Consider the following 22228-nt stretch of genomic DNA (forward strand, 5'->3'; position numbering starts at 1 on the left):
GCGGACCTAGCCGGCGGCTCCGGCGCGGGACCGGCCGGGGACTGCGGCGCGGACCCACCCGCGGGCTCCGGCGCGGGACCGGCCGGGGGCCGTGGCACGGGTCCGGTCGCGGGTTCCACCGCGGGTCCGGTCACGGGCCCCGACACGGATTCGGCCGTGGGCCCCCACGCGGGCCCGGCCGCAGCCTCCGGCGCGGACCCGGTGGCGGGTTCCCGCGCGGCCGCGGCTCCAGACGCCGCTATGACGGTTCGCCGGGCGGCCGAGGCTGGAACCGGCGGCAGCCCCGGGCTCCTCCTCGCCGCCGTGGCCTTCGGCGCCCTCCTCAATCCCCTGAACTCCTCCATGATCGCCGTGGCCCTCCCCGCCATCGCCCGGGACTTCCAGGTCCCCCTCGGCCGGCTGACGTGGGTGATCGCCGCCTTCTATCTGGCCAGCGCCGTCGGCCAGCCGGTGATGGGCAAGGTGGCCGACTTGGCCGGCCGCCGGCGGGTCTTCTTCGCCGGGCTCGCGCTGGTGGCCCTCGCCTCGGCCGCAGCGCCCCTGGCGCCGACCCTGGGCGCGCTGGTGGCGGCGCGGGTGCTGCAGGCGCTGGGAAGCTCGACCGTTCCTCAAAACATAGGCATTGATTGCATCCGCCTATGACGCCGGGCGAACGGTGCTCCCGACGATTCGCGCCGGGGGATCGCACCCCGGACCCCAAGCCAGACCATCGCACCCGGGGCCGTGGGGCCTTGAGGCCGCCGGTGCCCGGGTGGATCGGGGTTCCCCCCGACCTGGGGCGTCCTCGGAGGACCGCTGATAGAGCCGGTGCGCCCGCTGGCCGCGCACCGACGGGGCGATGCGCCGCCAATCGCTCCAGACGTGCCGCCCTCGATTCCTCGCGGGTAGAGGGCGGGCGGTTCCGGAGCGCAAGCGCTCGCCCAAACCCAGGCCCCGGCGGGCGATCGCCACCGCCGCGGCCGCGTAGGGCGACAGCCCGTACCGGGCCATGAACTTGACCTTGCCGATCACGCTGGTGAAGGCCGGGTTGACGCGGAGCACCTCCACGCCTTCCCGGGCGGCCCGGGCCATGAGCAGGGCGGAAAATTTGCCGTAAGCAAACGCGGACAACTTCCGGGCGTATCGCTTGTCCTTTTCTCGAAGACGGGTCTTCTTCTCCCGGAAGTCCAGGTGCTCCACCACGATGGGCTTGCCGGCGCCCTTGGCCCATGCCACCAGGTCCGCCACCGCATCGCCCAGGATGGCCTTCACCTGCTCCCGGCGCTTGCCTTGGAGCGGAAGTCGGATGTCGCGCGCCGCCACCGGGTTGCCGAAGCGGTCGACCTCCGCCACGGCCAGCCGGTCGGGGTTCAGATCGGCGCCAAGGGCGCCCGCCCTCCGCGATGTCGTGATCGGGGCCGCGGGCCGTTCGGTGGTGGCGAAGACGTACCAGGCGCCGTTCTTCCGGACAAAGCGGTAGGAAATCGCTTGCCCGGACGCGAGGGCCGCCAGGATGACATCCTGCCCATAGGGGAAACGGACGCCCTGCAGCCAAACATGCCGCCCGAAGCGGCCGGCCAGGGCGTTGGGCAACCGAAGGCGTAAGCGGTCGCCCAAGAGCGAACACGTCTGGTTGCCGCTCCTCTCGTCTTTGGAGCCGAGGCAGAAGAAGCTTTGGCTGCGGGCATCGCGCCATGCCTTGCGCCATGCGTCGTGGGAAGCGAACCCATTCGCCTCCAGGTGGAACTGCCGGTGGAACAAACGCCGCGAGCCAAAGCAAATCGGCGGCGATCCCGTCCGCGCTTCCGCCGCTTCCAGGCGGGCGCGCAGCATCGCCAGCCGCCGCTTCTTCTGGTGCAGCCGAAACCGGACCCGGCGCCGGCGCGCCGCCCGCTCTTGGGGGGCAAGGGTCGCCCAGCGCCCCTTGCCCGAGGCCAAGGCTTTCGCCTGCTTGTGGAGCTTGGCGATCGCTCGTTCGGTGGATTGGATCTGCCCGCGCAGATGCGCCAGATGGTGCCGATGGGCTTCTTCCGCCGCCTTCACCTTGGCCTTCAGTTCGGTGGCCAGCGCGTTGAAGTAGCGGGCTGTGATGCCGTCGCGGGCAATGGACTCCCGCTTGCACTCGACAAGGGGACGCTTCCGCACGTAGAGATCGACGAACAACCGGCGCAGCAGGCGACCGTACAGGGCGGCGAGGGCGTCCAGGGCCGGGTAAACCGACCGGTCATGGATCTTCGTCTGGAAGGTCGCCTGCATCGGCCCGATCATCCTCCTCTTTCCAGGATAGCAAACGTATGTTCCGTCTGCAAGCCAAATAGGGGGGACGGGTCGGAAGTGGGGGGAACCGTTATGCGAAAGGTTCGCCTCCGGCTGATAACAGATGATGATGGAATGGGATGATGGAATGGTAAGCAGCTACGAACCCTCTACCCGGCGGGGATGGCCGCCGTCCGCGACGCCTTCACCGGCCGGACGGGGCAGGCCCTGGGCATCCTGGCGGTGTTCGCCTCCACCTCGGCCGCCCTGGGGCCCTCCCTGGGCGGGTTCCTGGTGCAGGCGGGCGGTTGGCAGGCGCTGTTCTACGTGAACTTCGTCCCCGTGGCGCTGAGCGCGGGACTGGCGCTGCGGGCCTTCCCGGCCGATGCCGGGGCGGCCGGTTCGTCCGGCGCGGCATCGCCTCGACCAGCACGGGTGGGTTCGTCCGGGGCCGGGGCGGCGTCGCCTCGGCCGGCGCGGGTGGGTTCGCCCGGGGCCGGGGCGGCGTCGCCTCGGCCGGCGCGGGCCCGTTCGTCCGGGGCAGTGCCGTCTGGGCCGGCGCGGGTGGGCCCGTCCGCCGCGTCCGCGAGCCCCGGGCGGTCGGCACTGGTCGACGGTCCCAGCGGGTCCTCGCCATCCGCGGGCCCGGGGCGGGGCCAGCGATCTGCGGCTCCGATGGAGCGGGCCGGAGGCCTGGGGGAGCTCGGCCGGCGGCTCGACGGGCTCGGCGTGGTCCTCTTCGCCGGAACCGTCACCTTCGGGCTGGCGGCCCTCCTCTCCCTGTCGGAACCGCAGCCGGCCTGGTGGGCGATGGCGGTGGCCGTCGGCCTGGGCGTGGCCCTGGCCCGGTGGGAGGGCCGGGTCCGCGCCGCCGGCCGGGAGCCGTTCCTGGATCTGGGGCTGCTACGGCGGGACCGCGCCCGCACCGCCGTCTACGGCGCCTGGATCCTCTCGAACCTGGCCTTCTACACGGTGTTCTTCGGGATGCCGGCCTACTTTGAAGAGGTGCGCCACCTGGATCCCCGCACCAGCGGGCTCATGATGCTCTCGGTCGCCGGCTTCAGCAGCGTGGCGTCGCCGCTGGTGGGGCGGTGGGTCGACCGGGTGGGACACCGGCCGGCCCTCTGGGCTGCCGGGCTCTCGTTGTCGACCGGCGCCTTGGCCCTGCTGGCCGTCGGTCCCCAGGCGCCCCTCGCCCTGCTCTTCGTCGTGCTGGCGTTCCTCGGCGCCAGCAACGGGGTGAACAATCTGGCGCTGCAGACCGCGCTGTACCGGTTCGTCCCGCGGGAGGAGACGGGGGCCGCCTCCGGCCTGTACATGACCTGTCGGTACATCGGCAGCATCCTCTCCAGCAGCCTGCTGGGGCTCATCCTGGCGGGGCCCCTGGACGGCCGCATGTTGCGCGAGCTGGCGCTCGGGCTACTGGTTCCGGCGGTGGGCCTGCTGGCGCTCATCCGGTGGATCCCGGCCTCCGGGGCCGGTCGCATAACTGGATCGCCGATCCCCGGTCCATCGGCATCCAGCGGGGTCCCGGCCTCCCGGGCCGGTCGCATACCCGCTCGCCGCCGGTGACACCTTAGACACCGGTGAAGGGAGGAATCGCCGGTGCCGGAATTCAGCGAGGTCTTCCGCCAGCAACTGACCGTGTTGGCCGACAAGGTCCGGACCATGGAGAACCTGGGCATGTCCAACGAGGGCATCACGGGCGTGGTCACCGAGGTCGGCGACTGGCTGGCGAAGGAGGCCGAGCCGCGCAGCGCCGAGCAGCGGCTGCTCAAGGAGATGTGGAAGCACGCCTCCAACCAGGAGCAGGCGCAGATCGCCTCGGCCCTGATCAAGCTGGCCGACCGCACCGTGGGACGCGGCGTGGTCAAGTGATCCGAGGCGGGGAGCCGCTTCGCGCCGGGCCGGCGGTCGGAGCGATCGCCGGCCCGGCGCTCGTTCGGCCCGAGCGACCGGCCGCTGGCAGATCCCGACCGGCGGGCGCCCCCGTCGCCCGGGGGCCCCGTCGCGCCTTCCGCCCGGCGGTGCCGTGGCCGGCGCCACCCCACCGGCGCGAAACCGGCCCGACGCCCGTGTCCCCGACCGCCCGCCGACCGCCGGCCGCGGGCCTGTGGACAGGACCGGCACCCGCAGGTCCGCACCGGTCTTGCGCCCGTTCCTCCCGAAAGTTGACGCCGCTGGCAAGCGCAGTGCTATACTCGCGTCGAGGGGCGCGCGAGCCCCTGGGGAGGAAGATATGCCACTCGTAACCACCGAGAGCGGGAAGAAGCTCTTCGTCACGGAAGACGGCCGCAAGCTCGTCACCGTCATTCCCGGCGACGGCATCGGCCCGGAGTGTATCGACGCGACATTAAAGATTCTGGAGGCAGCCAAGGCCCCCCTGGTCTTCGAGATCCGTGAAGCGGGGGCCAGTGTATTTAAGAAGGGCCTCGCCTCCGGCGTGCCGCCGGAGACCATCGAGTCCATCCGCAAGTCGCGGATCGTCCTCAAGGGGCCGCTGGAGACGCCTGTCGGCTACGGTGAGAAGAGCGCCAACGTCACCCTGCGCAAGCTCTTCGAGACGTACGCCAACGTGCGGCCGGTGCGGGAGCTGCCCAACGTGCCCACCCCCTATTCGGGCCGGGGCATCGACCTGGTGGTCGTCCGCGAGAACGTGGAGGACCTCTACGCCGGCATCGAGCACCAGCAGACGCCGGGCGTCGCCCAGACCCTGAAGCTGATCTCCGACAAGGGATCGGAGAAGATCGTCCGCTTCGCCTTCGAGCTGGCCCGGGCCGAGGGGCGCAAGCGGGTCCACTGCGCCACCAAGTCCAACATCATGAAGCTCAGCGAGGGGACCCTGAAGCGGGTCTTCGAGCGTGTGGCGCAGGAGTACCCCGACATCGAGGCCCAGCACATCATCGTCGACAACGCCGCCCACCAGCTGGTGAAGCGCCCCGAGCAGTTCGACGTCCTCGTCACCACGAACATGAACGGGGACATCCTCTCCGACCTCGCCTCGGGCCTGGTCGGCGGCCTCGGCTTCGCCCCGTCCGCCAACATCGGCAACGAGGTGGCCATCTTCGAGGCGGTCCACGGCTCCGCCCCCAAGTACGCGGGCAAGAACGTGATCAACCCCACCGCGGTGCTGCTGTCCGCGGTGATGATGCTGCGCTACATCGAGGAGTTCGCCGTGGCCGAGCTCATCGAGAACGCCATCCTCTACACGCTGGAGGAGGGCAAGGTCCTGACGGGCGACGTCGTGGGCTACGACCGCGGCGCGAAGACCACCGAGTACACCCAGGCCATCATCGCGAACCTGGGCCAGAAGCCGCGGACCACGCAGGTGCGCGCCCACCGCGCCGTGCGCCTGCCCCAGATCAGCCCCGACCCGGCCTACGTGAAGGCCAAGAGCCGCCGCATCGTGGGCGCGGACGTGTTCGTCGAGAGCGACCTCCGTCCGGAGCAGCTGGGTCCCGCCCTGGAGGAACTGGCCGAGGGCAGCGCCTTCCGCCTGAAGATGATCTCCAACCGCGGGACCCAGGTGTACCCGCCCACGGGCGGGCTGATCGACCTGGTGGACCACTACCGCTGCCGCTTCCTCTACAAGGGCGACGGCGAGGCGCGCCAGGAGGACGTCGTCGACCTGGTCCAGCGCGTGGGCAGCCGCTTCCGCTGGATGCAGATCGAGGTGCTGCAGGAGTTCGACGGCGAGCCGGGGTTCACCAAGGCGCAGGGCGAGGACTGAGAGCGGCCCGGCAGCCCGCGCACGAGCGACCGCGAGGCACGAGCGACCGCGAGGACCGCATCGTCGCAAACGGGGTGCCCGGCGGATGCCGCCGGGCACCCCGCCTTTCTGGCATCGTCCCGGTACCGCCGCCGGCCGGTTCGTCCTGGCGGAAATGGCGATCGAAAAGCGCTACAATGGCCCCAGAGAGGGGGACGACCGATGACCGAGCGTCGCGACCCGTTTGGCGTACGTACGACCCTGGAGACGCCCGATGGCCCCGTGGTGATCTACAGCCTGCCCAAGCTGGCTGAGGCCGCGGGCGTCGACCTGGACCGCCTGCCCTTCACGATCCGCATCCTGCTGGAGAACCTGGTGCGCAACCTGGACGGCGAGACCATCACCGAGGACGACGTCCTGGCGCTGGCACGCTGGCAGCCCAGGCCCGACGGCCGGGAGATCGGCTGGATGCCCTCCCGGGTGCTGCTCCAGGACTTCACCGGCGTGCCGGCGGTGGTCGACCTGGCCGCCATGCGCAGCGCCGTGGCCCGCATGGGCGGCGACCCCAAGCGGATCAACCCGCTGGTGCCGGCGGACCTGGTCATCGACCACTCGGTGATCGTCGACGCCTTCGGGACGCAGTACGCCTTCTTCTACAACGTGGAGAAGGAGTTCGAGCGCAACCGCGAGCGCTACACCCTGCTCCGCTGGGCGCAGAACGCCTTCGACAACTTCCGCGTGGTGCCGCCGGGGACGGGCATCGTCCACCAGGTGAACCTGGAGTACCTGGCCAAGGTGGTCCACCGCCGGGACGAACACGGCGAGGTGCGGGCCTACCCCGACACCCTGGTGGGCACCGACTCCCACACCACCATGGTCAACGGCATGGGGGTGCTGGGCTGGGGCGTGGGCGGCATCGAGGCCGAGGCGGTGATGCTGGGCCAGCCCTACTTCATGCAGGTGCCCGAGGTGGTGGGCTTCCGCCTGACGGGCCGGCTGCCCGAGGGCGCCACGGCCACCGACTTGGTGCTCACCGTCACCCAGATGCTGCGCAAGAAGGGCGTGGTGGGCAAGTTCGTCGAGTTCTTCGGGCCGGGCCTGGCGAACCTGCCCCTGGCGGACCGGGCCACCATCGGCAACATGGCCCCCGAGTACGGCGCCACCTGCGGGTTCTTCCCCGTGGACGGCGAGACCCTGGACTACCTGCGCCTGACGGGCCGGGACGAGGAGCACATCGCCCTGGTGGAGCGGTACTGCAAGGAGCAGGGCCTGTTCCGCACCGACGCGACGCCCGACCCCGTCTACAGCGACGTGCTGGAGCTCGACCTGGGCGACGTGGAGCCCAGCCTGGCCGGGCCGCGGCGGCCCCAGGACCGGGTGCCGCTGCGCGAGGCGGGCCGCGCCTTCCGCGAGGCGCTGGCCACCTTCGGCAAGAAGCCCGGCGACACCTCGGTCCCCTTCCGGACGGGCGCCGAGCCGGGGCGCGAGGCGGCCCGGGCGGGTGCGGCCGCGGCCGGCGGGAACGGTGCGGGAGCCGGCGCGGGCGATGCCGGTTCGTCCGGTGAGGGCGGCGGCGTGGCGGTGCTGACCCGGCCCCGGACCACCACCGAGCTCACCCACGGCTCGGTGGTCATCGCCGCCATCACCAGCTGCACCAACACCTCGAACCCCTCGGTGATGCTGGCGGCGGGGCTTTTGGCCAAGAAGGCCGTGGAGCGGGGCCTGACCGTCAAGCCCTACGTGAAGACCAGCCTGGCGCCGGGCTCGCGGGTGGTCACCGACTACCTGCGGGAGGCGGGGCTTTTGCCGTACCTGGAGGCGCTGCGGTTCCACGTGGTGGGCTACGGCTGCACCACCTGCATCGGCAACAGCGGCGCCCTGCCCGAAGACGTGGCCCAGGCCATCACCGAGAACGACCTGGTGGCGGCGGCGGTGCTCAGCGGCAACCGCAACTTCGAGGGGCGCATCAACCCGCTGGTCAAGGCCAACTACCTGGCCTCGCCGCCCCTGGTGGTGGCCTACGCCATCGCCGGCACGGTGGACATCAACCTGCTGGAAGACCCCCTGGGCTACGACCCCAACGGCCGGCCCGTCTACCTGCGGGACATCTGGCCGACCCAGGAGGAGATCCAGGCGACCATCCGCCAGGTGGTGCGGCCCGAGCTGTTCAAGAAGGAGTACGCCCGGGTGTTCGAAGGCCCGGAGCAGTGGCGGCAGCTGCCCGCGCCCACCGGCGAGCTCTACGAGTGGGATCCCAACTCGACCTACATCCAGGAGCCGCCCTTCTTCAAGGACATGGCGGACGAACCCGGCCAGCCGGAGGACATCGTCCGGGCGCGGGTGCTGGCCCTCTTGGGCGACTCCATCACCACGGACCACATCTCCCCCGCGGGCGCCATCCCGAAGAACAGCCCGGCGGGCCGCTACCTCCTGGAGCGCGGCGTCAAGTGGGAGGAGTTCAACACCTACGGCTCGCGCCGCGGCAACCACGAGGTGATGATGCGCGGCACCTTCGCCAACATCCGGCTGCGCAACCAGCTGGTGCCCGGCACCGAGGGCGGCTGGACCGTGCACATCCCCAGCGGCGAGAAGATGACCATCTACGACGCCGCCATGCGCTACCAAAAGGAGGGCACGCCGCTGCTCGTCATCGGGGGCAAGGAGTACGGCACCGGCAGCTCCCGCGACTGGGCGGCCAAGGGCACCTACCTGCTGGGCGTCAAGGCGGTGATCGCCGAGAGCTTCGAGCGCATCCACCGCAGCAACCTGGTGGGCATGGGCGTGCTGCCGCTGCAGTTCGTCGACGGGCAGAACGCGGCGAGGCTGGGCCTCACGGGGACCGAGGAGTACTTCATCACCGGCATCCGCGAGGGGCTCCAGCCCCGCAAGCGCCTGCAGGTGACGGCCCGGCGCGACGACGGCAGCGAGGTGCGCTTCGAGGTGCTGTGCCGGCTGGACACGCCCATCGAGGTGGAGTACTACCGGCACGGCGGCATCCTGCAGAAGGTGCTGCGGCAGATCCTGCAGGCGGCGTGATGCCGCCTGGGCAAGGCAACGTGGGATGCACGGTGACCGGTGACCGGCGGGGCGGCTCCGAGGAGGGCCGCCCCGCCGCCCATGCAGCTGGGAAAGGAGAGCGACTGCATCGGGTCATCCTCGATGCCGTGCCCGAACTCACCCCGCGGCTCTGGTACGGCATGCCCGGATACGCCAGGGGCAGCGGTCCTGTCCTCTGCTTCTTCCGAGCCGACGAGCGCTTCATGACCTTGGGCCTGACGGACAAAGCCCACTTCGAGCGGGAGCCGAACCAGGCTGACCAGCTCATGCCCAGTGCCTGGTTTTTCAGCCATCTGGACGAACCAACGGAGAGGCGCGTCGCGGCCATCGTGCGGCACGCCACGGCGGCCCACAGGCGCTGAGGCAAAGGCCGGCCTCGAGCTCCGGGGAGCCGGCCGTCCGGCGGTCGGAGCCGTGTTCCCCCGCGCGGGGTGCGGTCCAAATACGATACGCGCCCCGGAGTCGGCTCCGGGGCGCTCCTGGATGGCACGATCGGCGATGGGAGCAGGGGCGGCCGAGGATCAGAGCTGGCCGCGTTCCTCGAAGAACTTGCGGGCCTTCTCCTTGTAGTGCTGCCACTGCTCGGGGACCTCGTCCTCGTCGTAGATCGCCTCGACGGGGCACACGGCCGCGCACGCGCTGCAGCCGATGCACTCCTCGGGGTGGATGAAGAACTGGTCTTCGCCCTCGTAGATGCAGTCCACCGGGCAGACCTCGACGCAGGACTGGTCCTTGGTGCCGATGCACGGCTCGCAGATGACGTAGATCATCGGCCGGTGCTCCTTTCCTCGCCGGATTACCCCTCTCAGTCTATGGCAACCCCGTCCACCGTGGCAAGCGCGCTGGCAGCGGCGGTTGCCCCCTGGCGGCCGCCCCCGTGGCGGGAGACCTCGCATCCCCCGTGGGGAGGATGCACGTCGACCCCCTCTTACTGTACCGCACGTCCGGCGGAGAATCCTGCCGGGAATTCGCAAAATCCCGCGTTTTCGGCAGATAAGAAGTGACATTCATTTTCATGAATGGTCGGGCGGCTGCCACCGCCCTACGCCGCCGGCAGGGGCCGTTGGAGCATGGCGACCAGAAGCCGGACGGCATGCTCCAGGTCGTCGGCGTCCACCATCTCCCCCGGGGTGTGGACATGGCGGATCGGGATGGACAGGGTGCCCGCCGGCACCCCCGCGCGCACCAGCTGCATGGCCCCCGCGTCGGTACCGCCGAAGGGCCGGACCTCCAGTTGGTACGGGATGCCCTCCGCCTGGGCGGTCGTCTCCATCCAGCGCCGGACCAGCGGGTGGACGATCTGGCTGTTGTCCTTCACCGTGATGGCCGGCCCCTTGCCGAGTTCGACCGCCAGCCGGTGCTCGGGTTCCGGCGTGTCACCCGCCACGGTGACGTCGACGGCCACCGCCACGTCGGGCTCCACCGCGAAGGCGGCCGTGCGCGCCCCGCGCAGTCCGACCTCCTCCTGTACGGTGAAGACGAAGAACACCTCGTGAGGCACCTCGTGGGGCGACTCCTTGAGCCGCGCCATGGCCTCCATCAGCACGGCGCAGCCCGAGCGGTCGTCCAGGGCCTTGGCCACCAGGCGGCTGCCGGCGCGCTCCAGCGGCCGGTGGAAGACGGCCATGTCGCCGACGCGCACGCGCTGGCGCGCCGCATCGCCCGACGGGGCGCCGATGTCCACGTACAGCTTGCCCATCTTGAGATCCCGCGGGCTGTCCAGCCGCTCGCAGGCCACCACGCCCACGACGCCGCCGGCGAACGCCACCCGCTGGCCCACCAGCACCAGGGGATCCTGGCCGCCCACCGGCTCGACGCGGATGAAGCCCCTGTCGTCGATGTGGGTGGCGATGAGGGCGATCTCGTCCATGTGGGCGGCCACCATGACGCGGTGGCCGCTTCGACCCGCACCGCCCCCGCCGCCGGCGCCGCCCGTCCTCGCACCGGCTCCGGCGCCGCCCCGCGGCGACCGCCGGGCGATGAGATTGCCCAGGGCGTCGACGCGCACCTCGTCCGCCCAGGCCTCCACCCGTGCGCGGATGGCCTCGCGCACGGCGTCTTCCCGGCCCGGCGGGCCGTAGGTCTCGGTCAGCTCGCGCAGGAAGCCGATCAGCCGGGACTCGCCTGCGGGCGCGCGGGACTCCCGGCCGGCCGAGGTCGGAGCCGGGGTGGAAGAGGCCGAGGGCGGGGTCGCATCCGCGGCGCCCGCGCCCGGGGCCGCGCCGAGGCCTCGCGGGTCCGAACCGCCGAGTCGCGGGTCCGGGGCATCCGTGGGCCCAGGGCCCAGGGCCGCGCCGGCACCGGCGTCAGCGCCGGCGCCCGCGGACCCTCGGGTCGGGCGGTCGGGCTGTTCACTGGGGGTCGCCATGGCGGGGCACGCCTCCTTCGCTCAGATCCTCGAGAAAGCCGCGCACCAACTCCAGCGCGTGCTCGAAGTCCTGCCGGCTCATCACCGCGCACGGCGAGTGGATGTAGCGGCAGGGCACCGAGACCACCGCCGACGGGACGCCGGCCCGCGCCTGGTGGATGCGCCCGGCGTCGGTGCCGCCCATGGTGGTGCGCTTCCACTGGTACGGGATGCCGCGGCGCTCCGCCGCCGCCACCAGCCGGTCCGTCAGCCAGCGCGGCGGGATCACCGTGCGGTCCATGGCCGTGATGGCGGGGCCGCAGCCGAGCCGCGTGGACTGGCCGTGTTCGTCCGCATCGGGGATGTCGGCGCAGGTGGTGCCCTCCAGCACCAGGGCCACGTCGGGGTCGAGGGCGTGGGCCGCCGTCGCCGCGCCGCGCAGGCCCACCTCCTCCTGCACGGTGAAGGCGCCGTAGAGGGGGAAGCCGTACTCGCCCCGCAGCAGCTCGACCAGCAGCGCGCATCCCGCCCGGTCGTCGAAGGCCTTGCCCTTCCAGAGGCCCTGGCCGAACTCGCCGAAGGCCGTGTCGAAGGTGGCGTAGTGCCCGGGACGAACCAGCCGCTCCGCCTCCTCGCGGGAGGTGGCGCCGATGTCGATGTAGAGCTCGTCCGCCGGGGTGACGCTGCTCGCCTTGCGGTCCAGGTGGATGGGCTTGCTGCCGATGACCCCGGGGACGCCGTCGGGGCCGACCCGCACCCGCTTGCCGGGCAGCAGGCGGTCGTCCAGACCGCCCACCTTGGCGAAGCGCAGCAGCCCGCTCTTCTCGACCCGGGTGATCATCAGGCCGACCTCGTCCATGTGGGCGGCCACCATGACCCGCGGACCGGGCTTGTCCCTTCCCTTGACGACCAGCAGGTTGCCCATGGCGTCGACGCGATAGGCGTCGACGAAGGGGCGGACGGCTTCCAGGATGATGTCACGGACCGCGGCCTCGTCGCCGGCGACGCCCCGGGCCTCACTGAGCCGTGCCAGCAGCACCGGCCCTCACCTCCTGCCAGCCCGGCCCCACCAGGCGGCCCACCGCCTCGGCGTCGAGGCGCGCCGCCATGGCCGCCAGCAGGCGGGCCGCCTCGCGGACGTCGCCTAGGTCGACCACCTCCGCGGGGCTGTGCATGTGGCGCAGGGGCACGGAGACCAGGGCGGTGGGGATGCCCTCCCGGGCGATCTGGATGGCCCAGGCGTCGGTGCCCGACGAGCCGGGGATGGGCTCGGGCTGGGTGGCGATCCCCTCGGCCGTGGCCGCCTCCCGCAGGGCGGCCAGCACCCGCGGGTGCACGTTGGCGCCCTGGGCGATGGCCGCCCCCTGGCCGAGCGCCACGGTCTTGCCGTCGGGGATGCCGGGCTGGTCGCCGAAGGTGACGTCCACCGCCACGGCCAGGGTGGGCTCGAGGCCGTAGGCGCTGGTGGCGGCCCCCCGCAGCCCCACCTCCTCCTGGACGGTGGCGACGGCGTAGACGTCTACGGCGTGCCGGCGCCGGGCCAGTTCCTCCAGCGCCAGGGTGAGCACGGTGACCCCCACCCGGTTGTCCAGGCTCTTGCCCGTCATCCGTTGGCCCTGGAGGCGAGCCGGCGACTGGCGGATGGTGATGGGGTCGCCCACCCGCACCCGCCGGCGCACCTCCTCGGCCGGCAGCCCCACGTCGACGAACAGGTCCCGCAGGCGGGGGACCTTGCGGGCCTCGTCGGCGCTGGTCAGGTGGGGCGGCTTGGTGCCCACCACCCCGGCCAGGGGGCCGGCGGCGGTGTGGACCGTCACCTCCTGCCCCAGCAGGTTGCGGGGGTCGGCGCCGCCGGCGGCGTCGACCCGCAGGAACCCTCCCTCTTCGATGGACGACACCAGCAGGGCGATCTCGTCCATGTGGGCGGCCCACATCACGCTGGCCCGCCGGCCGTCGGGCAGCGCCAGTCCCTCGCCGGGAACGACGGCGATCACGTTCCCCAGCGCGTCCCGGCGCACCTCGGCAGCCAGTGGGCGCCACAGCGCCTCCACCGCGGCCGCCACCTGGACCTCGTGGCCCGGGGGGCCGGGGATGCCGGCCAGCCGGGCCAGAACCTCCGCTGCATCCAATGGGCGACCCTCCCCACCCGCCGGGGGCCCGCCGCGTCGAGGGCCACGGGATGGTCGCGGCCTGGGGTCCGGCCGTCGCCGCCCCGCGGCGTGCGGTCGGTTCTCCCGCGAACCGCCTCCCGGTCGGCGGTCCCCCTGAACGGTCCGCCGGTGCGGCTTGCACCGCACCGGCGGACCGTCGACCTCCCAACCGTCGATCATACCATGTTTGCCAGGGGATTTTCGGCATTGCCGGAGGATTTTCGCCCGGTTTCGCCGGCAGGATCATCGCCGGAACCCACCCGCGGGAAGGTCCTCCGGGACGCCGATCTGCGGGCCCAGCGCCCCGTGGCGACGGCGATCCACCCGGCGGCGCACGAGGCCACCGGCCCGGGCGCCCGGCGGGGCCCAGGGACCGGTCGGGGGTGGGCTCAGGTCGTGTCGAACCGGACGAGACCCCGCGCCTGGAGGTAACGGTGAAAGAAGAACTCGGCGACCCCCAGGGCAACGGCCGCCAGGCCGATCGCCCCCGGCCGCAGCGCCAGGGTGGGCCAGAGATAGGCCGCCATCGCCAGGATCGCCGCCGCCAGCAGCACGTCGACCACCACGGCCACCGCCTGTCCCCCGACGGGCAGCACCAGCCGATCCCCGGCCGCGTACCCCAGCAGGATGATCCCCGCCGCCAGGCCGAGCAGGGCCGCCGGCCCGGCCATGCTGCCGCCGGCGGGGAGGACCCACAGCAGCACCGCGGCGGTCGCCACGAACTTCACGACCAAGGCGCCCAGGTGCGCCATCTCGGCCACCCCCTCGAGGCGCCATCTCCTCCTCTGTCGTGCGCCCTCTGTCGTGCGCCATCGCCCCCCTCCGGGCCGGTGCTTCGCCGGCCGCCCGGTGCGCCACGCCCCGGCTCCCCGGCGGATCCCGGTACCGGAGCGGGTGGGAGGCCACGGGCGCCCCCCGTGACGGCCGACCGGCGTGGCCGCCCCGCTGGACGGCCGACCGGCGTGGCCCCGCTGGCAGGGCGGACGTCCTGCGGTCGTGCACGTGCGCCGAGGCCGGCGTCCGCGGATCCTGCGCCCCCCAAGGTCGGGCATCAGGCCGGGCATCCAGGGGCGAGGCACCCGCCCGACCGCCGGCCGTCGGGCGCCCCGTCAACCGCCTGATCCGCGGAGAGCCCACCCGCGGAGGGCTCGAGCCCGGAGGACGCGCAGCCCCAACCTCCGGCGGAGCCCGGCGGCTCGCGGCGGGCGCGCCCCCGCCTCGTTCGTCCCTACGGAGAACGGGACCCGGAGCTCCGCGGACCCCGCGGGCTTCGGCGCGGCGGCGGTCGCCGGTCGGCTCGGCCCCTCCAAACGCCCTGGGCCTGCCGCCCGCGCCCGCCGGATCACGCCTAGCATGCCCCGGGCGAGGCCGCGCCACGCCGAGGCAGCCCGCAACCACCCGGCTGGGCTTAGGCCGCCGTCGCCGCCGTCCCCCCTGCCCCGCCACCCGCCGCAGGGCGAGACGGCCCTGGCCGGCCCCGGGGCGCCGCCGCCCGCGGTGCCGGGCGGCGGCGCCCCGTCGCCTACAGCCGAGCGCCCGGCCCCCCAGCCGCCGGCCTGGGCCGCGGCCCCCCGCTCCGCCGGCGGACGCCGCGCCCGGTGGCGCCTCGCCGCCTCCCCCGGCGACGGCCGGCGGCAAGGGCTCGCCTTGCCGCCGGCCGTCGGTTCCGGCCCCGCCGCGAAGCCGGCGCCCCGCCACGCCTCGGCCGCCCGCGCCCCCGGGGCATCCTGGCCGGCGTCCCAGCGCCAGGGCACCGCCGCCCAGGCCCTGGCGCGCAAGCCCCCGAAGGGGCCGAGGGCCGCGGGGATCTCGACGACCCACGGAAGGCCGCGCCCCACCCGCAGGCGGCCGCCATGCAGCCTGACGAGATCGCGCGTCAGCTCCAGGGCCAGCGCCCACGGCCCCCCACGGCGCCAGCGGGAGGATCCCGAAGGTCCCGCCAGGGGATCGCCCAGGGGCGTCGCCCCTCCCCCCGTCCCGCCCGACCGGCGCGCCGGGACCGGCCCTGGACCCGCCCCGACGCCCTGCGTCGGCTGCGCCGCCCCACCCTCCTCGCCGGGGGCGCGACCCGTGGCCTCCAGCACGCCCAACGTCACCGCGGCCCCGTCGCCGTCCACCGCGACGACCAGCCGTCCCCCGGGGCGGTGCCGATCCAGCGCGACGGCCACCAGGCTGGTGCAAAGGAGTTCCAGCAGGGCGCGGTCGCCCCGGACCACGGCGGCGGGACCCGGCGACCCGGTGAAGGCCAGGCGGACCTGGCGGGCCTGGGCGACCACCGCCAGGCGGCGGACCACCCGCTCGGCCACCGCGGCGAGATCGACCCGCTCCCGTTCCGGACGAACCCGGCCCGCCCGGAGGCGCAACCAGCAGGCCAGCTGAAGGGCGCCGACCCGCAACAGCTCCGCCTCGGCCTCCAGCTGGACCACGGCGTACCCGCGGTGGTCCACGGCGCCTTGCCTCCAGCGCCTGGCGGTAGGCCACCTGCCGTCCGCCCCGTCGGCGGGCCGGCCGCGGCCCTCCTCCGCATCCCCCCAGGGAGCGTCGGCGGCGGCATCCTCGCGGTGCGCCGCGGCCGCCTGCGCCGGTCGGCTCCCGTCTCCGGCCGTCCACGCGGACCGGCTCTCGTCCCCGCCCGTCCACGCGGGCTGGCTCTCGTCCCCGCTCGTCCGTGCGGATCGGCCCCCGCCGCCGGTCGCCTGGCCCGGCCAGCTCCCACCGCCCGCCGCCGGCGACCCGGGCTCCGCGGCTGCCGCACCCCGCCGCGCCCCAGGGTGGCCGCCGCCTGGGGCGGCTCGGGCCCCCGCCTCGCCGGCGGGCTCGCCGACCGGGGCGTGCCGCCGCAACACCCCCGCGGCCAGGGTGACGGCCGTCGCCCGCGAGCGGAACTCATCGAGGACCGCCTCCAGCAGCCGGTGGCGGTGTTCCTCGTCGCGAACCTGCGTCCGCCCCCGATGGTCGCACCACCACGCGCCGGCCAGCGCCGCGAGGAGCCCGGCCAGGGCGGTGCCCCAAGCCGGCGCCCCCGCCCTCCGCGCCAGCTCCACCGCCGCCGCCGTCCCGGCACCCACCGCGACCACGCCGAGGGCCTGGCGGATGCGCCAGGCATGCGTCGCCGTCCACCCGCGCAGGCCGGCCACCGGAACCCGGCCCCAGCGGCCCACGGCGGCGGCGATGTCCCGTGGCGGCCGCCCGTCCCTCCGCGGCCCTTGGGCCCGTGGCATCCCCCCGCCACCTCGCGACAGCCCGTCCCCGCCCAGACCCGGGTCGCGTCGCGCCTGCCCGTCGCATCGGGGCTGCCCGTCCCACCCCGCCGTGGATCCCATGCCCGATCCCCCCATGACGCCCCCTCCCCCGCCGACCATCTTCGGCACGCCGGTCGCGCCCATCTCGCCATGCGACCCGACCCCGCCCGTTTCGCCACGCGACCCCGGGATGTTCCGAGTTCGGTGTTCGGTGAGGCTTGTCCATATCCTGGCACGAAATTCCTCGAGATTCCGCGAGATTCCGCGAAGCCCCCTGCCCTCATGCGACAAATCTCGACCGCGCCGCCCCCCGGATCACGGCGGCTTGCGAGGCGAACCGCCGCGCGGGCGAAGCCGCTGCGACATTCGCCATAGACCTTCGCCGCCTGCGATGGCAATCCGTCCCGGGCAGCGAAGCAGGAGTTGGGCGCCGCCGCCCCGAACCGTCGCCCCGAACCGTGGGCGGCCGGTTCGTCCCGGACGCGTGGCGGCGCCCCAGGGCCGGTCCGGCCCCGGGGGGAGCGACCGCCGCAGGGCGGAACGGCCGACCGCCCCAGGGAGGACGATGGACCGTCGCAGGGGCAGGGGGTGGACGGCGATGGCCGGCGAGGAGCCGGGCGGCCGCATGCCCCAGGACCGGACCACGCGCCCCCGAGCGCAGGCCCGGCGCCGCGGTGCCGATCCGCAGGGCGACGGGCCGTCGCCGGCGGGTCATGGCGCGTACCGGGTGGTCAAGGTGCTGAACAACAACGCCGTGCTGGTGCGGGACGCCGCGGGTCGGACCCTGGTGCTGGAGGGCCGCGGGCTGGGCTTCCGCGCCCGCAAGGCCGCCTACGTCGCCGCGGACGACCCGGCCATCGAAGCCACGTACGCCGCGGGCGCCCCCGGGGTCCCCGTGCCGCCGTGGCTGCCCGGCCTCGTCGCGCAGCTGGTGGAACGAGCGGAGGCGGCGCTGGGCGAGCCCGTCGACCCCCACATCGTGCCGGCCCTGCTGGACCACCTGGCCTTCGCGGTGCAGCGGGTGCGCCGCGGGCTGCCCCTGGAGAACCCGTTCCTGGCCGAGATCGAGGTCCTCTTCCCGGAGGAGCTGGCGCTGGCGCGGCAGGTCCTGGCGGAGGTGGTGGCCGCGGGCGGTCCGCCGCTGCCGCCCGACGAGGCCGGGTTCGTGGCCCTCCACCTGCGGGCCGCCCGGGCGCGGGTGCCGGTCAAGGAACCCGCCCGCAGCACGGCCCTGGTCCACGATCTGGTGGAGTGGGTGCGCCGGCGCCTGGGGGTCGCCCTGCGGCCGGGCGGCCTGGACCACGCCCGCCTGGTCGCCCACCTGCGGTACCTGGTCGACGCGGTGGCCCGGGGCGGCGGCACGCCCAACCCGCTCTTGCCCCGCATCGCCGAGGAGTTCCCGGAGGCGATGGCCCTCGCCCGGGAGCTGGGGGAGGAGATCGCGCGGCGGCTGGGCAAGCCCGTCCAACCCGACGACCTGGGCTACGTCGCATTGCACCTCGCGAAGCTCATGCTGGACGGCGGGGCGGCCGGTCCGCCGTCGCCCGAGCCCCTGCCCGCAGGCCGGCCCGACGGCCGGTCCGCACCCGGATCGGGGACGACGGGCGACCGCGCCGCGGTCCGTTCAGGGGGCGACCCGGCGGTGGCGACCGGACCCCGGGAGGCGGCCGGACGGCGCCGTCCCCCCAGGGATGCGCCCGCTCCCGGTCCGGTCCCGGGAGCGCCGTAGGGGCCCCGGTCCGCCGGCAGGAGGTGGCGCACCGGCGTCGAACCCATGACCTGCCCGTTCTTCCCGGGAGCCGTTCCACCCAAGCGAACCGGTGTGTGACGGGTTCGACCCGGCATCAACCGGAGGCGTGCGCAGCCCGAGGGCGGCGCATCCTCCGGTTTTTTGCTGGGGCCGATGGACAGATTTCACGAGGAGGGGTGTGGACGATGAACCTCATGGGGGGATTGCAGCGGGTCGGCCGGGCGCTGATGACCCCGGTGGCGGTGTTGCCCGCGGCCGGCCTGCTGCTGCGCCTGGGGCAGCCGGACCTGCTCAACATCCCGGTGATGGCCCAGGCGGGCGACGCGATCTTCTCGAACCTCCCGCTGCTCTTCGCCCTGGGCGTCGGCATCGGCCTCGCCGAGCAGGCGGGGGTGGCGGGCCTGGCGGCCCTGGTGGGCTACGTGGTCTTCCAGAAGACGTTGACCACCATCAACGAGGACCTCAACATGGGCGTGCTGGCGGGCATCCTCACCGGCGCGCTGGCCGCGGCCATGTACAACCGCTACCACAACATCCGGCTCCCCGAGTGGCTGGGCTTCTTCGGCGGGCGCCGGTTCGTCCCGCTGGTCACCGCCTTCTGGGCCCTGGTCCTGGGCGTGGTCTTCGGGTTCGTCTGGGGACCGGTCCAACAGGCCATCGACGCGCTGGGCAACTGGATCGTGGGGGCGGGGGCCGCCGGGGTCTTCGTCTTCGGGGTGCTGAACCGGCTCTTGCTGCCCTTCGGCCTGCACCACATCATCAACAGCCTGGTGTGGTTCGTCTTCGGCGACTACACCAACCCGCAGACGGGGCAGGTGGTCCACGGCGACCTGCACCGCTTCTTCGCCGGCGACCCGTCGGCCGGGATCTTCATGGCCGGATGGTATCCGATCATGATGTTCGGCCTGATCGGCGTGGCCCTGGCCATGATCCACGAGGCCAAGCCCGAGAACCGGGCATCGGCCCGCGCCATCCTGCTCTCGGCGGCCCTGACCTCCTTCGTCACGGGCATCACCGAGCCGCTGGAGTTCGCCTTCATGTTCCTGACGCCGGTGCTCTACGTGACCCATGCCGTGCTGGCGGGCATCTCCATGGCCCTGGTCTACGAGCTGGGCATCCGCCACGGGTTCACCTTCTCGGCCGGTCTCATCGACTTCGTGATCAACTGGGGGATCGCCACCAAGCCGGCCCTGCTGATCCCCATCGGCCTGGTGTTCCTGGTGGTGTACTACGTGCTGTTCCGCTTCCTGATCCGGCGCCTCGACCTGCCCACGCCGGGTCGCGAGCCCGCCGAGGCGCGGTCGAATCCCGGCGCGTGAGGCCGCAAGGCGTCACCGGGAGGCCGCAAGGCGAATCACCGTGAGGCCGCAAGGCGTCCCCGGGCGTCGTCGCGGTGGGGGCGTCGGGCCGCGGCAACGCCCGCGCACCCCATGCCCGGACGCCGGCCGGGAGGGTCTCGGCCATCCGGCCGCGACGCCGGCTGGACCCTGCCGCCGGACGCCCCCGCGCCTGCGGGATCGCATGGCAGGCTCGGCCCGGACCGATGACGCCGAGGCGGGGAGGGGGCGGCGCAGCGGCTGCCGCCCGCGGGGACGGGCGGGTGACGGGGCGCGACGGGGCGGGGACGCGGGGGGCGGCCGGGTTGTGGTAGGGTGGAACCGGTCGCTGGAGGGGTGGAACGGGCCGCCCGGCCCCGAACGGGTCGGTCGACCTCGCCATCACCTGCCAGGGAGGCGCAGACCATGTCCGAGAAGGCGAAAGCGGTGATCGAAGCCCTGGGCGGCGCCGACAACATCCGCGAGCTGGACAGCTGCATCACCCGCCTGCGCCTGGTGCTGGCCGACCCGAACAAGGTCGACGAACCGGCCTTGCGCCGGCAGGGCGCCATGGGGGTGGTGCGCCTGGGCGGCGGGGCGGTGCAGGTGGTGTTCGGGACCAGCGCCGAACACCTGGAGGCCGAGATCAAGGAGCTGCTGGGCCGTGGCTGAGGGCGTGGCCCCCCGGGTCCGGAGGCGTGACGGCGGGGGCGGGCACGGCGTGGCCGTGCCCGCCCCGCTGACGGGCCGCGTCGTGCCCCTGGACCAGGTCCCCGACCCGGTCTTCGCCGAGCGGATGGTCGGCGACGGCGCCGCCGTGCTGCCCGAGGACGGCCAGGTGGTGGCGCCGCTGGCGGGAACCGTCACCGCCCTCTTCCCCACGGGGCACGCCGTGGGGCTTCGCACCGACGAGGGCCTGGAGCTGCTCATCCACGTGGGCATCGACTCCGCCCACGCCGAGGGAGTCTTCGCGGCCCTGGTGCGGGTCGGCGACCGCGTCCGACCCGGTCAGCCCCTGATCCGGGCGGATCTCGGCCGCCTCGCCGCCGCGGCCCGGTCGGTGCTCTCGCCCGTGGTGGTCACCAATCTGGACGAACGGGCCGGCCGCATCGCGGAGCCCGCCCGCGGCCCCGTCCGCGCGGGGCGCGACGTGCTCTTCCGCGTGGTGTGGGCGGAGCCGGCCCCCGCCCCGGACGGGCGGGGCAGCACCCTCTCGCGAGGCCGGGGGTGAACCCGCCGCTCCGGTCCGGCCGCATCGTCGAAGGAGGACCCTGCCCGTGAGCCGCCACGAGGTGCCCCTCCCGACCCCGACGAACCCGGCCCGGCTCCTGGAGATGCCGCCCGCCCGGCTGCTGGCCCTGCGGGGACGCGCCCTCAGGGACGCCGTCGCGGCCAGCGAGGGCCGCGTGCTGGCGGCCGAGACGGTGGCCGTGGCGCCGCCGCTGGTGGACGGCGTGACCAACGGCGAGCTGGCCGCCGCCTTCGGTGCCGACCTGTTGCTGGTGAACGTCTACGACGTGCTGAGGCCCCGGATCGCGGGCCTGCCCGGCTCGGACGAAGCCGGCACCGCTGCGCCCGCGTGGGCCATGCCGACCGACGAGCCGACGGCGGCCGGGGCCGGTTCATCCCCCCAAAGGGCGGAAGCCGACGCCCAGCGCGACGAAGGCGGTTCGGCAACCCCGGCGGCAGGGGACGGCCGCTCCGGCGTCGAGCCCAGGGCCGCATCCGCGGCGGGGCCGGCTCCCTCTTCACCCCTCGGCCCCCTTGCCGCCCTGGCCCGCCTGGCCGGTCGGGTGGTGGGCATCAACCTGGAGCCCAGCGAGCGGGTCCCGACCGGTCGTCGGGCGACGCCGGACAACGCCCTGCGCGCCGTGGCCCAGGGCGCGCAGTGGATCCTCCTCACGGGCAACCCCCAGACGGGCGTCACCGTCGAGGGCATCCAGCGGGCCGCCGCCGCCATCCGCCGGGTGCTCCCGCCGGAGCGGTTGCTGCTGGCCGCGGGGCGGATGCACGGCGCCGGCGCCTGGTTCGGACAGGAGCCCTTCCTGGACGAGGCCGCCATCCAAGGGCTGGTGGCGGCCGGCGTGGACGTGGTCGCCCTGCCTGCACCCGCCACGGTGCCCGGCGTCACGGTGGAGCAGGCGCGGCGGTGGGTCGGGGCGGCCCACGCCGCCGGCGCCCTGGCGATGGCCACCGTCGGGACCTCCCAGGAGGGCGCCGACGAGGCCACCGTGCGACACATCGCCCTGATGAGCAAGGCCTGCGGGTTCGACCTGCACCACCTGGGCGACGCGGGGTACCACGGCGTGGCCCTGCCCGAGAACATCCTGGCCTACGGCATCGCCATCCGCGGGCGCCGGCACACCTATCGCCGGATGGCGATGTCGACGGCGCGGGCGTAGGGCAGGCGGTCGCGGCACGC

At 73.9% G+C, this 22228-nt stretch carries 18 protein-coding genes and 1 pseudogene; 12 read left to right on the top strand and 7 right to left on the bottom strand.

Annotated elements, in window-relative coordinates:
• Nucleotides 1–240 precede the first annotated feature (240 nt).
• Nucleotides 241–642, top strand: coding sequence for an MFS transporter (locus E1B22_RS11915; protein WP_135225817.1), 402 nt, complete (start codon nt 241–243; stop codon nt 640–642).
• Here the strand turns inward: E1B22_RS11915 and E1B22_RS11920 are convergent.
• On the bottom strand, nt 637–2247 hold the full coding sequence (locus E1B22_RS11920) for an IS200/IS605 family accessory protein TnpB-related protein (protein ID WP_243123453.1): 1611 nt from the start codon (nt 2245–2247) through the stop codon (nt 637–639). The genes E1B22_RS11915 and E1B22_RS11920 overlap by 6 nt on opposite strands.
• Before the next feature lie 168 nt (nt 2248–2415).
• Here E1B22_RS11920 and E1B22_RS13750 point away from each other — a divergent pair.
• The 6 genes and pseudogenes from E1B22_RS13750 to E1B22_RS11945 form a co-directional block, all read left to right on the top strand.
• Nucleotides 2416–2646: pseudogene (locus E1B22_RS13750) on the top strand (MFS transporter); the annotation flags it as partial.
• 153 nt (nt 2647–2799) lie between these two features.
• Entirely contained in the window at nt 2800–3807 is a 1008-nt protein-coding gene (locus E1B22_RS13755) for an MFS transporter (RefSeq protein WP_371413500.1), read from the top strand.
• Between the two features lie 33 nt (nt 3808–3840).
• Nucleotides 3841–4113 (top strand): DUF3243 domain-containing protein, encoded by a 273-nt coding sequence (locus tag E1B22_RS11930; RefSeq protein WP_135225819.1) that lies wholly within the window; start codon nt 3841–3843, stop codon nt 4111–4113.
• A 361-nt stretch (nt 4114–4474) separates the two neighbouring features.
• Complete coding sequence (locus E1B22_RS11935; RefSeq protein WP_135225820.1) at nt 4475–5965, top strand: NADP-dependent isocitrate dehydrogenase; 1491 nt, start codon at nt 4475–4477, stop codon at nt 5963–5965.
• Nucleotides 5966–6166: 201 nt separating this feature from the next.
• Nucleotides 6167–8980 (top strand): aconitate hydratase, encoded by a 2814-nt coding sequence (locus tag E1B22_RS11940; RefSeq protein WP_135225821.1) that lies wholly within the window; start codon nt 6167–6169, stop codon nt 8978–8980.
• Nucleotides 8980–9363 (top strand): DUF1801 domain-containing protein, encoded by a 384-nt coding sequence (locus E1B22_RS11945; RefSeq protein WP_243123457.1) that lies wholly within the window; start codon nt 8980–8982, stop codon nt 9361–9363. Before E1B22_RS11940 ends, E1B22_RS11945 begins: the two co-directional genes overlap by 1 nt.
• Nucleotides 9364–9522: 159 nt before the next feature.
• Here E1B22_RS11945 and E1B22_RS11950 read toward each other — a convergent pair whose 3' ends face one another.
• The 6 genes from E1B22_RS11950 to E1B22_RS11975 form a co-directional block, all read right to left on the bottom strand.
• The gene (locus tag E1B22_RS11950; RefSeq protein ID WP_135225822.1) at nt 9523–9771 is read right to left on the bottom strand and encodes a ferredoxin; all 249 of its coding nucleotides are present in this window, start codon (nt 9769–9771) and stop codon (nt 9523–9525) included.
• Nucleotides 9772–10043: 272 nt separating this feature from the next.
• Nucleotides 10044–11369, bottom strand: coding sequence for a M42 family metallopeptidase (locus E1B22_RS11955; protein ID WP_243123460.1), 1326 nt, complete (start codon nt 11367–11369; stop codon nt 10044–10046).
• Nucleotides 11353–12387, bottom strand: a complete 1035-nt coding sequence (locus tag E1B22_RS11960) for a M42 family metallopeptidase (RefSeq protein WP_135225823.1) — start codon at nt 12385–12387, stop codon at nt 11353–11355. Before E1B22_RS11960 ends, E1B22_RS11955 begins: the two co-directional genes overlap by 17 nt.
• Nucleotides 12365–13477 carry a M20/M25/M40 family metallo-hydrolase gene (locus E1B22_RS11965; protein WP_135225824.1) on the bottom strand — a complete coding sequence of 371 codons (1113 nt, stop codon included), beginning with the start codon at nt 13475–13477 and terminating at the stop codon, nt 12365–12367. Before E1B22_RS11965 ends, E1B22_RS11960 begins: the two co-directional genes overlap by 23 nt.
• Nucleotides 13478–13887: 410 nt before the next feature.
• Nucleotides 13888–14250, bottom strand: coding sequence for a DUF2512 family protein (locus E1B22_RS12745; RefSeq protein WP_167758929.1), 363 nt, complete (start codon nt 14248–14250; stop codon nt 13888–13890).
• Between the two features lie 357 nt (nt 14251–14607).
• Nucleotides 14608–16719, bottom strand: a complete 2112-nt coding sequence (locus tag E1B22_RS11975) for a HAMP domain-containing histidine kinase (RefSeq protein ID WP_135225826.1) — start codon at nt 16717–16719, stop codon at nt 14608–14610.
• Nucleotides 16720–17338: 619 nt separating this feature from the next.
• Between E1B22_RS11975 and E1B22_RS11980 the strand changes: the two genes are divergently transcribed.
• The 5 genes from E1B22_RS11980 to E1B22_RS12000 all read left to right on the top strand — a co-directional run bounded on the left by E1B22_RS11980 (nt 17339) and on the right by E1B22_RS12000 (nt 22208).
• Complete coding sequence (locus tag E1B22_RS11980) at nt 17339–18469, top strand: PRD domain-containing protein (RefSeq protein ID WP_243123462.1); 1131 nt, start codon at nt 17339–17341, stop codon at nt 18467–18469.
• Nucleotides 18470–18675: 206 nt separating this feature from the next.
• Nucleotides 18676–19809 carry a PTS transporter subunit EIIC gene (locus E1B22_RS11985; RefSeq protein WP_135225827.1) on the top strand — a complete coding sequence of 378 codons (1134 nt, stop codon included), beginning with the start codon at nt 18676–18678 and terminating at the stop codon, nt 19807–19809.
• 354 nt (nt 19810–20163) lie between these two features.
• Entirely contained in the window at nt 20164–20478 is a 315-nt protein-coding gene (locus E1B22_RS11990) for a glucose PTS transporter subunit EIIB (RefSeq protein WP_256369312.1), read from the top strand.
• A complete protein-coding gene (locus E1B22_RS11995) occupies nt 20471–21037 on the top strand; it encodes a PTS glucose transporter subunit IIA (RefSeq protein ID WP_207669881.1) in 567 nt (188 codons plus the stop codon). Before E1B22_RS11990 ends, E1B22_RS11995 begins: the two co-directional genes overlap by 8 nt.
• A gap of 46 nt (nt 21038–21083) precedes the next feature.
• Complete coding sequence (locus E1B22_RS12000; RefSeq protein WP_243123465.1) at nt 21084–22208, top strand: hypothetical protein; 1125 nt, start codon at nt 21084–21086, stop codon at nt 22206–22208.
• Nucleotides 22209–22228: the final 20 nt, after the last annotated feature.

The sequence above is a fragment of the Thermaerobacter sp. FW80 genome (assembly GCF_004634385.1).
Taxonomy (GTDB): domain Bacteria; phylum Bacillota; class Sulfobacillia; order Thermaerobacterales; family Thermaerobacteraceae; genus Thermaerobacter; species Thermaerobacter composti.